Below are 16,423 nucleotides of genomic sequence, written 5' to 3' on the forward strand. Positions count from 1 at the left end.
CGGCGCGAGTTTGGATGTAATTAAGCAGTACATTGAAAATCAAAACACACCGCCAAGTGAAAGAGCCGTAAAAACTTCACGCGCTTTAAGTCAGAAAAAAGACTAGTTACCTCTTGCTTGACTCGCCCTTGAAAGGGTGAGATTGCGCAAGCCTAATGTTCAATGGCGATGTTTTTTGGCTTGACTCTTTAACCTTAAACATTCGCCAACTTTACTTCTTAGCTGATATTCCACCTTGATAGGTATACACCAGACTGGCACCGACTGAAAACAAGAAGTAGCTTACTATTACTGCTCTTAGTTCTTTCCAAAAAACTATTAGCTAGGCCTTTCCTAACATAACTAAAATGGTTTAAATCCCAAAAAACGAAAGCTACCATCAATATAGTTGCGGTAGCTCTCATCAAGTCAATATAGTATTTCTTCACATCAGAGCCAGAACTTGATACCTGCAACAAAAGCAGTATCACGCGTACTTTGCCCATTTAACTTCGCAAAGTCGGCTGTATTACCAAATTTATTTGTCCACTCAACGCCAACATAGGGAGCAAACTGGCGGGTAAACTCATAACGAACCCGAAAACCAATAGCACTGCTAGATAAGCCACTACCAAGGTTATTTTGGACGTCATCCTTACCGTAAAGCGTCAACTCTGCTCGTGGTTGAACAATTAACTTTTGAGTAAGTAATAGCTCATACTCAGCTTCGATCGAAAATGCACTATTACCTTGCTCTCCTAAATACGCAGTCATATCAATTTCAAACCAGTAGGGGGCTAGACCTTGTAAACCAAAAGCTAGCCATTTGCGGTTTTCACCTTCGTTATTGTAATCAAGTCGAATACCGACTTGTGTATCCCAATAAGCAGATATTGCGTGGCCCCATAGAAAATCTGTTTGGTTCTCCTCTAAATTACCTTCGCTAAAATCTCCCTCAGTTTTGATGACTAATCTATCAAAAGTAGTGCCATACCATGCCTGAAAGTCAAAAACACCTGCGTTTGTTTGCTCATTATATTCAAGACGATCCCCTAGTAGCGCGTAAAATGAATGCTCATCTGCCAAAGTCAGTCGTTTGTCGCTACTGAGTGCATAAGGACCTTCAGTCAAAGTTGTACCTGCTGCATAAGCATGGGGGTCTCTAGCATCTTTAGGTGCATCTCCACCTTGTGCTTGCATTTTAGAATCACCCATCTCAGTCATCTCATCTTTTGCAGATACAGATACACTTATAAGGGGCAAACCTATTAATAATAGTCTTAACGTATTGGTTAGTATTAATTTTTTCATGATACAACTACCTCTCTAAACATACCTGCATCCATGTGGAATAATAAATGGCAATGCCATGCCCAGCGACCTACGTCATGAGGTGTTGTTAAAAAACTAATTCTTTGCGCTGGTTGTACAGGGATAGTATGGCGACGAACCTGTACATCACCTTTTTCATTCTCCAAATCGCTCCACATACCATGCAGGTGCATGGGATGTGTCATCATTGTATCGTTTTGTAAAATAACTCTTAAACGTTGATTATGCTTCATGTGAACTGGCGTGCTTTTTCCAAATTCCAAGCCATCAAATGACCAGCTATAACGCTCCATGTTTCCAGTTAAATGTAATTCAATTTCAGCCTCTGGCTCTTGCTGGTTTGTAATTCCCTCAAGAGAATGTAAATCTGCAAGTGTTAAAACACGGCGTCCATTTTTACGTAAACCTATACCGGGATCATCAAGGTTTGTTCTAGGCATATCAACACGCATATCAACAGAAGCTCCATACTCTGTTTTTGCATGACGCACTTTAGTGCTAGCAACAGCTAATGGGTTTTTAGTCATTCCATGTTTACTATGATCCATTGCCATCGCTCCATGACCCATTGCACTATGATCCATTTTATTAGAATTCATGCCCGACATGTCTGCCATACCTGCCATCGCGGAATGCTCACCACCTTGGGCCATATTCCCCATCATATCTGTCATCGTTAACCATTCAACGGGATCTAGAGCAGGTACTGGTGCATCAATATTAGGTGCCATTGATAAAGTACCTTTAGCATAACCTGAGCGATCCATGCTTTGTGCAAAAATCGTATATGCATCATTTTTTGGCTCGACAAGTACATCATAAGTTTCACCGGGACCAAATCTAAATTCATCTACTGTCACAGGTTCAACATTTTGTCCATCAGCTTGTACAACTGTTAACTTCAGCTCAGGTATTCTTACATCAAAAAACGTATTGCTAGAACCGTTAATAAATCTAAGCCTAACCTTTTCGCCAGCTTTAAACATTCCACGCCAGTTTGTCAAAGGCGCACAACCATTCATTAAAAAAGTCATTGCAGATGCTGATAAGTCTGCAAGATCTGTAGGGTTCATTCTCATTTTATTCCACATTTCCCGGCGTTGTAGCGCATTTGAAACGCTGCTATTTGAAATGTCATCAAAAAACTCTGGAACAGTAGGTTGATTAAAGTTAAATACATCGCTCTGTACTTTTAACTTGCGAAACAAATCCATTGGGTCATCATCAGTCCAATCAGACAATTGGATGACATGCTCATTGTCAGCACTAATAATATCCTTTTCTCTTGGCTCAATAATTAATGCGCCGTACATACCTGTCATTTCTTGAAAACCACTGTGTGAGTGATACCAATATGTGCCGCTTTGTTGCAGCTTAAATTTATAAACAAAGGTTTCACCCGGCATTATACCTTTAAAGCTAATACCCGGTACGCCATCCATTTGATACGGAAGAATGATCCCATGCCAATGAATTGAACTCGGCACTGATAATTTATTCGTTACCCTGATAGTAACGTCATCACCTTCTCTGAGGCGCAAGGTAGGAGCTGGTATTGAGCCATTGATTGTTGTAGCCATTCTTACAACACCTGTGAAGTTTACTGGTGACTCATCTATCACCAGATCTATGACTTCCCCACTTAGTTCGGGCGCAGTACCTGTTGAAGTTCCAGCAAGCAAAGATGAAGCTGCATGAAGAACACTTGGAAAAGCAGCTAATACACCGCCAGCAGCTAATCCTTGTACAAAGCGTCTACGTGGCGTAGAAACTTGATGTAATGGATTGTTGTTTCTCATTTTACTCTCCGTTGTTTGACCAATAAATTAATGTGACCAATGAATGTGCTTAATCTTCCATTCACCATTTTGTTTTTCCAGCACCATCGTTTCCATGCCTTGATAATCGCGTTCAACACCTTTATGAGTACCTGTAGTTTGACTGCGCGACGCAGAGATAGCGGTATTTCCAAGTATCGTCACTTGATGTTCAAGTGTGTCGCTCTTCATCGCTGCTAAATACTTCATATCCGACAACATATGATGATGAGCATATTCATCAGCGCTCCTTTCAACGCGGCCTCCCTCGAAGATGGTGACATCATCCGCTAACTGCGCTCTAGCCTGTTTTTGATTGCCAGTTTCAAGTGCTTGATGAAATGCCAAAACAACTTTTGCGGCTGGGGTATCTATACCTTTAAACAAACCTTTGTCTTTGTTCTTATCACCATGAGCGTTTGCTGCGAAACTAAACGTCATTAATAAAACGAGTAATATATTTATTGTTTTCATTTTCATTCTCTCTTTTAGGTTTTAATTTGCAGGGCCAACAACACTAGTAAGCCCAGCCGTTACAGATAAAATGGCAAAAGCTACTACCATTTCTATCGAGATAGATTTAGATAAAGCCTCTCTGCCTTGACTATTTTTAAGTTGTGGAACGAGTATTAGTTTATGTTTAGCAGCAAGTGCCAAAATAGACACTACAAGGGCCAATTTAAACAACAGTGTTTGTCCGTAACTTGAGCTTATTAGTGCATCAAGACTTCCGACCAATTGAATCACGAGCCAGAGGCCTGCTACCAACAATAGGCTCAATGTAAAACTTGCTTGTTTGCCAAAGCTTTCCATCAGCAAATGAAGTTCTGCATAACTTAGCTGATGGCAAGCCTGTTTTAGTGGCAATAACGCCCCAAACCACCATGCCATAACGAGCACATGCAAAATAAGCAAGCCTTTTTCAATTGTGCCTAACTCAGAAATATGACCCAGTAACGTGAATGAGTATGCAAGGATTAATAAACTCAACATTAAAGCGCTTTGTTTTAAGTACGAGTTCACAGCGAGTTTGAACCTTAAAGCTAAAGCGATTATTGCGGTAACTAGCCCAAGCGCTCGAAGCAAAGCTCCAGTGCCGACAGAGGAGTCCCACATAATAGCCAATATATCAGCGTCTATCGCCCCCTGAATTCCCTCTTCTGCCATTGCACCAGTACTGGCAAAGAACCAAGTAATATTAGCGATCAAAGCCATAACTATATAAGTTCTTGTACACGTTAAATTCGCGATTACAGCATTAGTATGAGATTCATTATTCTCAAATATTTGCCTGAAAAATGTATAACCAGCAATACAGGCAAAGCCGACGTAAAATACAATTTTTGACAGTACAATGACTGTATTCCAGATATACATTTCCATATCAATCACACCGCCTATTTTAGTGAACCATAAAGCCGAAGCTATGTTTCATTTTATGACCATCGTTACCTAAGAAGGTTACATCCACAGCATAGTTTGCAGGAGCTAATTTAGGTAGTTTCCATGTAAATTTGCTAGTAGCGACTTTAGAAGGCTCGAATCCAAATTTAAATTCTTCGCCTTGTTTATTGGCCAATGAAACTTTTACAACCCGTACCTCTTTGGTGAACACCAAAGTTAACTCTTCTGGAGGATTCATTAGCATTGCATTATCAGCAGGCACACTTTTTTCAAGATGCACATGCGCAAATACCGCACTACTAAAAACGACACTGATTACGGTTAAAAATTTAATTAGTTTTTTCATATTTACCTCTATTTATTTAATGGATTAACGACTAAATTTATCTTTGAAAATTTGATTACTTGGAATCCCAGCATCTGTAATTATTTTTTCCACTTCACTCATCATTGCTTCTGGACCGCACAAGTAAAACTCAGCCAAAAGCAGTTCTGATTTTTGGTTCATATACGGCAGAAGTACTTTTTGAACATAGCCTGAGTGCCCTTGCCATTCTTCTGAAGGATTAGAAAGAGTAGGAATATAAGAGAAGTTTTTATGCTTCTCACTCAGTGACTTCAATTCATTATGGTATAGCAAGTCATCTTCAGTTCGCGCACCATAGATAAGAGTCAAACCACTTTTATCTTTATGCTTTTTCAACTGTTCAAAAATAATAGACCTTAGTGGTGCAAGTCCTGAACCCGCACCTATAAACACGCGACTAACTTTTTTATTTGAAGTGGCATAAAAATCAGAAAAAGGGCCTTTTGCAGTTATCGTTTCACCTACTTGGAGTGAACCTAAATAACTTGAACCTATTCCTGCTTTAAAACCATTCTTTGCGGTCTGCCAACGGATATTAAACATTAACTCATCAGACTCCTCGTCAAAGTTAACTAATGAGTAGTGGCGAGTTACACCGTTATGAGAAAATTTTCCATGATAGTAGCTATCCCAGTATTTTTCATAGCACTCTGGCATATCATCTGGACGTAAGCTATTCATCCCTGCTGGCACATCAAATTGCATATATGCACCAGCTTTAAATGCCAACTGTTTGCCTGATTTCAGTTTAAATTTCACTTCCTTGATAAAAGGAGTAATGAAATTAGTCGCAACCACAACTAGCTCATGATTTTCAATATTGCGATCAGTATTAACTTCAATCGAACTAATTTCAGAGAACCTATGCTGACATCCAAGCCGATAACCTTCCTTAAGTTGCTCCTGAGATAAATGTTCCTGTTCAGATAGTGTGATAGGTAATTTAGTTGAACTTAAGAACACGCATTTGCCACAAGTACCGCCACCACCGCAACCTGAAGGAAGGTATACATGTGAACTAGCTAGCCCTTCTAGTACAGTTGAGCGACCAACTGCTGAGATGTCAGTAATAGTATTTTCATTGGAAAACGTCACTGCCACTTTTTGCCTGTTAGTGCCCCAACCTAGCTTCAGTAAACCACTTCGATACTGTTGTATCAGCCAAGTAACACCAGTAATTGAAAGGAATAGCGTTGCAAAAGCAAATGCAATGATCAACCAATGGTTAAATCCTCCAGAATTGCCATAGTCCATAAAGTGAAGCTTCATCATCAGATCTTTCAATCTGAAATCATCATTGGCATGGCGAAGTACTTGACCTGTAATACTATCTAAATAAATAGTTGTATTGTTCTCATCCTCAACGGCAACTTGCCACATAGGATTTTGCTGCCTTACGTGATCAGAAAACGGAGGTTGAGATAACACTGGAGTAGTTAACTTACCCTGTCCTGAGTAGGAGTTTTTTGCCAAAGTTAGTACTTGTTCTTCAGACAAATTAAATGGCTTTCCTGTTACAGCATCAAATAGCTTTGAGTGGCGTTCTTGATAGCTATGCTGCCCCTTATCGAACACAAAATGATAGTAAGGCTGATGTAAAACCCATATAAGGTTTACTTCCTGCGGAGCATTACTAGTAATGTCTTTAATAGGGAATAGGTCAAAGCCTGTAATGCTACCTTCATGATGAGAATGAACTCTAAGTTCATTACCACTGGCTTTACTGTGATCCATCAAATTGAAGTAAAGGCCCGTTCCCAACCAAATAAGCAGTTGTAAACCAACAAATAAAGAAAGCCACTTGTGTATCGTTGTATTTAACTTAAATAGTCGCATCAAATGACTCTCTTTTTATTTGGGGAAAGCACTCGGTAATAAGTCAATACTGCGCCAGTAATTGCTCCCATTAGACCTAGAGTTGCGACCAAGAACAAAAACCAGTTAGATACGTTTTCTCCATCATAGTAATCCATAATGTGGAACCGCCACATCCAATCAAACAATCGCCAGTAATCATGACGCTTGGCAACAAGTGATCCTGTTTGTTGACTTATATAAAATGTCGGTGTGGAGAATTGCTCAAACGTCACTCTCCAAACAGGTAAATGCCTTGGGGACAACTCAGCAGGCAAGTTTGTCGCTGACTTAATCAACCTTATGCTGTCGATTTGATGATTCAGCACATAATGGTATTGTGCGATTTCTTTAGCCTTGGTTTCATCTACAAGGGCCTGAACAGCTCCAGTTTTAGCATCTATTGCTACTTTTCCATTTTCTCCATTAATAAAAGAATACAAAGGACGGCCCATACTTTGAGTAAGTGTAACTTGGCTAGCTTTAGGATAATCCGCAGCTAGCTTTAAAATGGAGTAATCCATACTTGCTAAATCTATTTTGGCTTCCTCACTCTTAGCCAAGGTTTCGCCGTGTATATAGTGAATATCCATAGTCACCATATACACACCAGTAATCGACCAGAAAAGGAATTGTATCCCTACAAATGCCATTAGCCATTTATGGTACTTCCTAGCTTTTCTAAGCATTGTTTTTTAGCTCCGAGTTAGAAAGTTCCTTGTTAAAGGCGTTTACTTCGGGCTTTTTAACGATTGAATAAATCGCGGGTAAAACAATTAGAGTTAGCAGGACTGCACTTGTCATCCCACCTACCATTGGTGCAGCAATACGACTCATTACCTCAGAGCCTGTTCCTGTACCATATAAAATAGGCATTAGGCCGATAATGATTGTCGCTACTGTCATCATTACAGGACGAACACGTAATCCAGCACCGTGCAATAAGGCATCTTGATATTCATCTTCTGAGATGAGTTCTGCTCGCTCTTTCGCTTTTTCCTTAAGTTCAGCGAGCGCCTGATTGAGATATACCAACATTATTACGCCAATCTCAACAGCTACTCCAGCCAGAGCAATAAAGCCTACACCAACTGCTACAGAGAAGTTGAACCCTTCTAAATACATCAACCATAACCCACCGATCATTGCCATCGGTAAAGTCACAATGATGATCGCAACTTCGCTAAACGCTCTGAAGTTCAAATAAAGCAAAATAACAATAATGGCGAGCGTCAATGGAACAACGTAAGTAAGCTTGGCTTTGGCTCTTTCCATATATTCGTATTGACCAGCCCAAGTAATCGAATAACCTGCTGGTAATATAAGATTTTTAGCTAAATGCTCTTTTGCACTTTCAACATAAGTACCTACGTCAACGCCCTCTATATCAATGAACGTCCAACCATTAATACGTGCATTTTCACTCTTGATCCCCGGAGGGCCTACTTCTACTTTTATTTCAGCTACGTCACCTAGTGCGATGCGTTGTCCATTTGGAGTGACAACAGGCAAGCGCGACAACTGCTCTGGAGAGTCACGATAATCTTGTGGGTATCGCAAGTTGACAGGATAACGCTCTTGACCTTCTACTGTTTGAGTGACATTCATCCCACCAATAGCAGTTGAAACTACTTGTTGTACGTCATCGATGTTTAATCCAAAACGACTTGCTTTCTCACGAGAAATATCAACTTTGATATATCGTCCACCTGCAACTCGTTCAGAATAAACTGAAGCGGTTCCTGTCACCTCAGGTAACAATTGCTCTATTTGTTGCCCTATCTCTTGAATCGTATTTAAATCAGCTCCTGCTACTTTAATACCTACTGGCGTTTTAATACCTGTTGCCAACATATCAATACGAGTTTTGATTGGCATAACCCAAGCATTCGTCAAGCCCGGAAACTTAACCAACTTATCAAACTCAGCTTTTAAAGATTCTGTTGTAACTCCCTCACGCCACTCTTCTTGAGGCTTCAACTGAATGAAGGTCTCAATCATAGTTAGAGGCGCGGGATCAGTTGCAGTTTCAGCTCTTCCTACTTTACCAAATACTGTTTCAACTTCTGGCACTGTTTTAATTAGCTTGTCTGTCTGCTGTAGAATTTCTCTTGCCTTACCAATAGAGATCCCCGGATATGTAGTCGGCATGTACATTAAATCTCCTTCATCTAGAGGAGGAATAAACTCGCTACCAATCTTATCAACAGGCCAAAAACCGACGATAGTCACTAATATTGCTGCTACAATTGTCGATTTTGGAAACTTCATTACTTGCTTTAAAACAGGCATGTAAATAGCAATTAGCAATCGGTTTAACGGATTTTTCTTTTCTGAAACAATTTTGCCTCGAATAAAGTACCCCATTAATACAGGCACCAATGTTATCGCTAAGCCTGCTGATGCAGCCATTGCATATGTTTTTGTGTAAGCAAGAGGAGAGAACATTCTTCCTTCTTGCGCTTCCAAAATAAATACAGGCAAGAATGAGACTGTAATGATGAGCAAACTAAAGAATAATGCAGGACCGACTTCACTTGCCGCCTTTGAGACTATTTGCCAACGATTTTCATCTGTTAGCGGTGTCTTTTCCATATGTTTATGCATATTTTCAATCATCACTATTGCGCCATCTGTCATCGCACCAATTGCAATAGCGATACCACCTAATGACATAATATTCGCATTGATACCTTGCATATGCATGATGATAAATGAAGCTAAGATGCCAATAGGTAGAGTGACAACTGCAACAATCGAAGATCGCAAATGAAACAGAAATGCAACACATACAATCGCGACGACAGCAAGCTCTTCGAGCAATTTACTCCATAGGTTTTCTACCGCCTCTCCTATTAAGCCAGAGCGATCATAAACCGTAACTATTTCAACTCCTTCGGGTAAACCTTTTTTTAACTCTTCTAATTTGGCTTTTACTCCATCAATGGTTTTTTGTGCGTTTTCACCAAAGCGCATAACAACCACACCACCAACAACTTCTCCTTCACCATTAAGTTCCGCGATGCCCCGTCTCATTTGTGGACCTAAGTTAACTTCTGCCACATCGCCAATAGTAAGCGGCGTTCCTTGTTCGTTCACACCGAGAGGGATCAACTCTATATCTGAAATACTTTTGATATAGCCAGTAGCGGTAACCATGTACTCTGCTTCAGCCATTTCAACAACAGAGGCACCTGTTTCTTGGTTACCACGCTTAAGGGCCATTTGAATGTGACTAAGTGGTATACCGTAGGCTCTTAACTTATCGGGATCGACTTGTATTTGATATTGTTTAACCATTCCACCAACGGCAGCAACCTCTGACACTCCGGGGACAGTTTGCAATTCATATTTTAAGAACCAATCTTGAATACTACGCAATTGGCTAATATCCAAGTTGCCCGTTTTATCTACAAGAGAATATAGGTAAACCCAGCCAACACCTGTCGCATCTGGCCCTAGTTGTGGACGCGCACTAGCGGGTAGTGAAGGGGCTACTTGACTTAAATATTCAAGTACTCTGCTCCTTGCCCAATATAAGTCAGTGTCTTCGTCAAAGATGACGTAAACAAATGAGTCACCAAAAAATGAATAGCCACGAACAGTAACAGCGCCGGGAACAGACAACATTGCAGTTGTCAGTGGATAAGTAACCTGATCTTGAACAACTTGCGGTGCCTGACCGGGGTAATTCGTTTTAATTATTACTTGAACGTCAGATAAATCTGGTAGTGCATCAACAGGCGTATTCTTTATTGAAAATAGCCCACCACCAATCAAAATTAAGGTAGCTAAGATAACAAAGAAGCGATTGCCAATTGACCATCTAATAATTGATTCAATCATTATTTTTCTCCCAACTTAATGATTCGAGTGATCAACGACCGGCTTATTTTCCTTGCCGTGTTGTTCATCTGATTCAAGAGAAATGTCAGTGATAACTAAGTCATCCCTAACCTCAAAAGTGAAAGTGACATTATCACCAACATTGAAATCAACTATTTCTATATTGTCCGCGACGATAAAATCCATCGTCGCAGCAGGTCTATCCCACTTCTCTATTGGGCCTCGGCTAATATTTAGAATCCGTGTATCAATATCAATCGCATTAATTAAACCTGATGCTGTTGCTGATGATACTTCTTCACTCATATCAGCAGGCTCACTCATGATATGAATTCCAGTAACTTCATATCCACCCTCTTCGGTTTTGCTCACTTCAAAGTGCAAAGATTGACCTGACTTTAATGAGTCAATATCGACTTTTTCAGCCACAGTAAAATCCATAACCATTTCAGGCCAATCCCAAGCCTCAGCAGGACCATGAGTAATATTAACCATACGATGTCCCGCCATGACGCTGTTGATTTCGCCTTCCATCCAAACAGAGCTAGGCACTTCGTCATGAGTCATTCGTTTAAAATCAGAGTTTTTACTTGATTCAGAATCAATCAAGAATTGAGCAGATGTCACCACAACATCATCTTCATTAAGACCCTCTAAGATTTCGATACTATCGATATCAACCCGGCCAATTGTCACTTCGATAGACTTAAATTGCCCATCCCCCAAGGCAAGTACAACTCTGTCTTGTTTACCTGTGCGAATGACGGCTTCTTTAGGTACGAGTATCGTGCTATCAGCTTGATTAGCGTGAATAGAGACTTGTGCAAACATGTTTGGTTTTAATTGATAGTCTGGGTTGTCAAACTTCAGTCTCACTCTGAGTGTGCGTGTTTTACTATTCAATGTTGGATAAACATAATCAACGACACCAGCCCAGTCCTCTCCGGGTAAATAATCCAGTGTCATTGATACAGGAAGTCCCTCTTTAATTAAGGCTGCGTCACGTTCAAACACTTCTGCTTCAACCCAAACTTGATCTAGCTGACCAATGCTTAATATGGTGTTTCCCGGCTTTACATAAAAACCCTCTCTAATCTTCAAACCATCAACAACACCTGCCTGAGGGGAGTAAAAGGTGATGTTTTGCTGAACCTTTCGTGTCTTTTCTAGCTTTTGAATAAAGTCTGCTGAAAGCTGTAACGCTTTAAGCCGATCTTTGGCCGCCGCAATTAAGGAACTATTATTGCGCTTTATAGCTATTAATAGTTCTTCTTGCGCGTTAACTAGCTGAGGAGAATATAGTGTATATAGAGGCTGCCCTTTCTCAACAGGATTACCTGCGGCTTTGACGTAGAGCTTTTCTATCCAACCATCTACACGTGGATGGATGTGAATTAGCTTATCTTCATCATATTGAACGTAACCTACGGTTGATATTTCAGTATGCATATTTTTAAGCTCAACAGGAGCAGTGCGAACCCCAAGATTATTCACTACATGAGGCGCGATTTTTACGGCTCCGGGGCCAAAGTCATCACCAGATGATCCTTCTTCATACACAGGAATTAAATCCATACCCATAGGCGACTTACCGGGCTTGTCACGACGGTAATTAGAATCCATCGGTGCAACCCAATACAGCGGTTTTTTCTCTCCTGATGTAGCTTCATTGCCATTACCGCTTGAACCTGTACCTTGATATAAACTTAATGCTCCAGCACCTAGTGCTGCCCCAATGATGATGGCGGCTACTAGTTTCAAATTTGGTGTTTTAGTATTCGTTGACATTATTTTTCTCCAAATTGCTGATTGGATAAGTGTTGATTCATTCTGTGCGAAGTGTGCATTGGCTTATGCTCAGCATTTGAGTTAGTTTGAGAGTACGAAAAGAAATAGTTAATGCGAGCAACTGTTTTAAGTGCGTCAACATCAATTTTTAAGGCTGCTATTCTGGCATTTAATTCTGCGATTCTTGCTCGAACAACTTCGGCAAAATCACCATCATCGTTGGTGTAAGCCGTCAATGACGCTTCAGCTTGGTCATGCGTTTGTTTGAGAAGTTGTTTTTGATAAATAGACTGCCTGTCAGATAAACGTTTAAGCTGTCTAAGCTCCTTTTCCACCGCACTGATCATTTGTTTTGTCAGCAATAATTTCTCGGTTTTTATAGCTTCTGAATCAGCAATAGAAGCTGCAACTTGCTTATCTTGTCTATTCTCAGTGAACAAAGGCAAATCAAACGTTACCCCAACAGAAAATAAATCAGCTCGGCTATCACCAGAAGGCATATTGTCACGATAGGCATAGCTCGCATTGACACCCCATTGCGGCTCATATTGCTGTTTGGCTAACTCAACTCCTTTTTCTGAAGCTTTGCGTTTTACATCAATTGCAAGTATGGCTGGATGATTAGCAAGTTCCTGAGCCAATAGATTTCTTGAGTAATTAGATGCTTTTAGGACTGTTGGATTATTCAGAGTAATTGCAGGTAACTTTTTAGAAACCCTAAACTCTAATGGTTGCGCGTCAAAGTTGAATGATTCATTCAAACGATCCGCATCGTAAATATGAAGCCACTCATTGAGACGAGCGATTGTCGTTTCTAGTTTCTGCTTTTGCGAAGTTAATCTGTCATCTAACTGCACGATTTCCAACTGAGCACGAATAACATCTTGCTGTCTAGTTTTACCAACAACGTTTGAATAGCTAGCTTTAGCCACTTCCGCCATCTGCTCAAAAAGAGACCAATCATCTTCAATCAATTTAATAGTTTGTTGGGCTAAGTAAGCATCTAACCAAAGTTGTGACACTTGGCTTTTCAACTTAGCTTTACGATCCTCTCGTAACAGTGGAAATTTCGTGGACTCAATTTGTAACTGGTCTTTCTTGATCTCTAGACTGTCGCCTCTCGGAAACATTTGAGAGACGCCAACCTTTAGCTGAGTCATTCCTTCCTGATCTAAATCCCAAGTATCTGTTGGTAAATTCATTATCCCTAGCGATACTTTCGGATCAAGCAAAGTACCTGAAGCAATACTTCTATTTTCAACTGCACTTTGTTTCAACCGGCTACCATGAAGCCAAGGATCATTTTGCTGAGCTAAGGTGATAGCTTGTTCAAGCGACACTACTTTCTCAGCTTGAGCTGAGAATACAGATAAGCCGAGTATTAATGCAGTTGAAAGTGAAGTAAGGTTTGAAGAGTTCAATTTCATTAGAATTGCTCCTCGTATGTTTTAACTTTTGCATAGACTTTGCTCGTTCCATCTTTAAATAGAATTAACACGTTGTATGGCATAAAGCGGTCATCGACTTCCATACCGGGAGAGCCAACTGGCATTGCTGGAACTGAAAGCCCAATCGCATTGGGATGTTCTTCTGATAAGAACTGCTGAATAAATTTAGCAGGTATATGACCTTCAAAGGCAAATCCATTTCTACTCACTGCCGTGTGGCATGAACGGTAATTAGGTTTGATACCATACTTAGTTTTGATGTTGCCGATGTTTCGGAAATCTTTGGAATGCGCAACGTTCCCTTTGTCTTCAATATGAGTTATCCATTTTTTACAACACCCACAATTAGGGGTTTTATAAACGATTAACTCCAAAGGTGTTACGTCGTTATTGTGTGCATGGTTATGTTCGTTGGCGTTTGCAAACGCAGGTGAAAGCAGCATTACTACTGCTATTTTTAAATACTTATTGATCATTTTTGCCCCCAGACATCGCTGGAAAATATCTATAGCGCTACGACGCTATATTGACTAACAGAAAAATTAATTACATGTGCGCGAAATTTGGACGCACTAATCCTGTATTAGGCAAAAATTGGTGGACGATAAAGGGAAGTGGAAATTGAATGAGGTTGTTTAGATTGCAGAGCAGCTACAGATTCACTGAATATTTGAATATCTGTCGAATCAATACTGGAATTTAGGACTGTCGTAGATGAGCAAGCATTTGCAGGACAAATACATTCAACGTCACAACAATCTTCTGATTGACCATTACTGCTTTTATTCATATCACCATGGTTCATGTTCATGTTCATGTTCATGTTCATGTGTGATTCGTGAGAACCTGATGACATTTCGCAAGACATAGCAGAATACGCAAATGCTTGCCCTACAAAGGCAACCAGCATAAGCGTTATTACTAAGACTTTTGAAAATGCTTTAGACATAAAATTCTCAAAAAAATATACATGGCCTATGCTAATACAAATTTTCGAATAAGTAAATTGATGTCATGTAAACATTTATGAATATTTGCTGAGGGATCCCCTCGAATTTGACCATAGTATCAGCTCTTTTCCAGTTTGATGACACCCCAGTCAAACTCTGCGGCCCAGAGCATGACTTGCCGTCTTGCCGCTTGTATCTCTTCTTCAGTTAAGCCCAGCTGGGCGGCCTTTGATAATCGCATTCCCAGGTAGTTAAATGAGAGTACTCGCCGATGTTTGATGCTGTTAGCCTGAAACTGCAAGTGCTTCCCGGCCAGCTCTGCCGCCAGCCCTATCATGTAATGCAACCAATTTGCCAGTGCCGCTAATAGCAACAGCACTTCCAATCGTTCGCGTTTATAAGTACGGTGGGCTTCGCTACCTAAGCCATAGGTCTGGCTTTTCTGGTCGCGGAAGCTCTCTTCTATTTGCATGCGTTTGCCGTAGCATTTGGCAATCTTCGTCGCGTAATCGAAGCAATTGGGCAAGGATGAGACCAACAACCACGGCTCTTTATATTGCTTGTGTTTGTCGGATTTTCGCAGCTTCCAACCGGTGCCCACCAGCACGGCTTGAGTGCGATATTGCTGGGCTTTGGTCAGCTTAACCTCACCCAAGACTTGGGGCGTAGGGCGTGCTTTTTTGTAGGCTTTGGCAACCGTGATATAGGCATCCTGGCCGGGTAGTTGCAGTGTCTGGTTGCCACGAACTCTGGCAATGTAATGCCAGCCGAGCTTACGTATTTGCTTAAACCACGGCACTTTAAAACCCGCATCGGTAATAATCACCGGCTTAAAGTCTGCCGGCAGTACCTGCTTTAACCGGTATAAAAACGCCCTGTGTACGTGTGGGCACGTATACTCGTCCATCGGCACAACAACTTGATGTAACGTCAGTGGGCGACCTTCTAGCGCCAGGCTGGCACGCAGGATAAAATGGCGCTTTTCGGTGTCGGCATTGCTCCAGTCCACTAAAATCAGCGGCTGTTTGCCCTGACGTAGCAAGCGGGTCATTTCGCCATAAATAAGCGGCGCCTCTGCTTGAAGCGCTTCATTTCTTAGCAAACGGTCAGCTCGTTTGATGCCGTGTTTTTCTGACGTTTCACTGTCAAAATTACGGCCGATAGCCGTTACCGTACATTGGCATTCTGCATCAAGCTTTGTACTGCCGCCCCCACAGCTAAAAATCGGGCTTTGTGCATACATTTGGGGGTGACAAATGAGAGGAAATCGGCGAGCATTGTTTTTACATTCATGGTTAGGTGTTTTTGGCGAAAGATCAGATCGGGAACTGCCATGAATGTTCCCTTCGCCTCTAACTATTTGTTTTATCTACGCCATTCGTGGGGATTCGTCAGCTATATTGCTTTAATTAAACTTACAAATACTTTTAGGTACATCTGATATTTGTGCAAGCTATAAATTCGTTGCTCACCATTGACTAGAAGTGTCCGCTTTTGGCACAGACTGTGTAAAAACTAATTTTTAATAAATTGTCTTGGGTATGTTCTTAGTTTGAAACCATTTAAGATGGTTGCGATCGATTTTTTCTCAGTATCGCAATTTTCTCCGCGCGAGCGAAACTGCTATGGCAACGCTAC

The 16,423-nt window shown here is 40.9% G+C and carries 12 protein-coding genes and 1 pseudogene; all 13 read right to left on the minus strand.

Annotation, left to right across the window (positions count from 1 at the left end; genetic code table 11):
• Positions 1 to 429: 429 nt before the first annotated feature.
• Positions 430 to 1,290 carry a copper resistance protein B gene (locus L1272_RS21295; protein ID WP_004589262.1) on the minus strand — a complete coding sequence of 287 codons (861 nt, stop codon included), beginning with the start codon at positions 1,288 to 1,290 and terminating at the stop codon, positions 430 to 432.
• Positions 1,287 to 3,110: a copper resistance system multicopper oxidase gene (locus L1272_RS21300; RefSeq protein WP_039972484.1), complete on the minus strand. Its 1,824-nt coding sequence runs from the start codon at positions 3,108 to 3,110 to the stop codon at positions 1,287 to 1,289. The genes L1272_RS21295 and L1272_RS21300 overlap by 4 nt, the downstream gene beginning before the upstream one ends.
• Before the next feature lie 27 nt (positions 3,111 to 3,137).
• Positions 3,138 to 3,608, minus strand: coding sequence for a YybH family protein (locus L1272_RS21305; RefSeq protein ID WP_008467847.1), 471 nt, complete (start codon positions 3,606 to 3,608; stop codon positions 3,138 to 3,140).
• Positions 3,609 to 3,623: 15 nt separating this feature from the next.
• Complete coding sequence (locus L1272_RS21310; protein ID WP_063528226.1) at positions 3,624 to 4,511, minus strand: copper resistance D family protein; 888 nt, start codon at positions 4,509 to 4,511, stop codon at positions 3,624 to 3,626.
• A gap of 19 nt (positions 4,512 to 4,530) precedes the next feature.
• Entirely contained in the window at positions 4,531 to 4,878 is a 348-nt protein-coding gene (locus L1272_RS21315; protein ID WP_010558032.1) for a copper resistance CopC family protein, read from the minus strand.
• A 24-nt stretch (positions 4,879 to 4,902) separates the two neighbouring features.
• Entirely contained in the window at positions 4,903 to 6,735 is a 1,833-nt protein-coding gene (locus L1272_RS21320) for a 2Fe-2S iron-sulfur cluster-binding protein (RefSeq protein ID WP_024596190.1), read from the minus strand.
• Positions 6,735 to 7,355, minus strand: coding sequence for a PepSY domain-containing protein (locus L1272_RS21325; protein ID WP_235374236.1), 621 nt, complete (start codon positions 7,353 to 7,355; stop codon positions 6,735 to 6,737). Before L1272_RS21325 ends, L1272_RS21320 begins: the two co-directional genes overlap by 1 nt.
• A gap of 79 nt (positions 7,356 to 7,434) precedes the next feature.
• Entirely contained in the window at positions 7,435 to 10,599 is a 3,165-nt protein-coding gene (locus L1272_RS21330) for an efflux RND transporter permease subunit (RefSeq protein ID WP_063528224.1), read from the minus strand.
• A 15-nt stretch (positions 10,600 to 10,614) separates the two neighbouring features.
• Complete coding sequence (locus L1272_RS21335; RefSeq protein ID WP_235374237.1) at positions 10,615 to 12,387, minus strand: efflux RND transporter periplasmic adaptor subunit; 1,773 nt, start codon at positions 12,385 to 12,387, stop codon at positions 10,615 to 10,617.
• Positions 12,387 to 13,814, minus strand: coding sequence for a TolC family protein (locus L1272_RS21340; protein WP_235374238.1), 1,428 nt, complete (start codon positions 13,812 to 13,814; stop codon positions 12,387 to 12,389). Before L1272_RS21340 ends, L1272_RS21335 begins: the two co-directional genes overlap by 1 nt.
• Positions 13,814 to 14,311 (minus strand): DUF411 domain-containing protein, encoded by a 498-nt coding sequence (locus L1272_RS21345; protein WP_063528221.1) that lies wholly within the window; start codon positions 14,309 to 14,311, stop codon positions 13,814 to 13,816. Before L1272_RS21345 ends, L1272_RS21340 begins: the two co-directional genes overlap by 1 nt.
• A gap of 107 nt (positions 14,312 to 14,418) precedes the next feature.
• Positions 14,419 to 14,784 (minus strand): hypothetical protein, encoded by a 366-nt coding sequence (locus L1272_RS21350; RefSeq protein WP_199525045.1) that lies wholly within the window; start codon positions 14,782 to 14,784, stop codon positions 14,419 to 14,421.
• Between the two features lie 119 nt (positions 14,785 to 14,903).
• Positions 14,904 to 16,120 (minus strand): annotated as a pseudogene (locus L1272_RS21355) (IS4 family transposase).
• Positions 16,121 to 16,423: the final 303 nt, after the last annotated feature.

Source organism: Pseudoalteromonas sp. PAST1 (assembly GCF_021532515.1).
Classification (GTDB): Bacteria; Pseudomonadota; Gammaproteobacteria; order Enterobacterales; family Alteromonadaceae; genus Pseudoalteromonas; species Pseudoalteromonas simplex.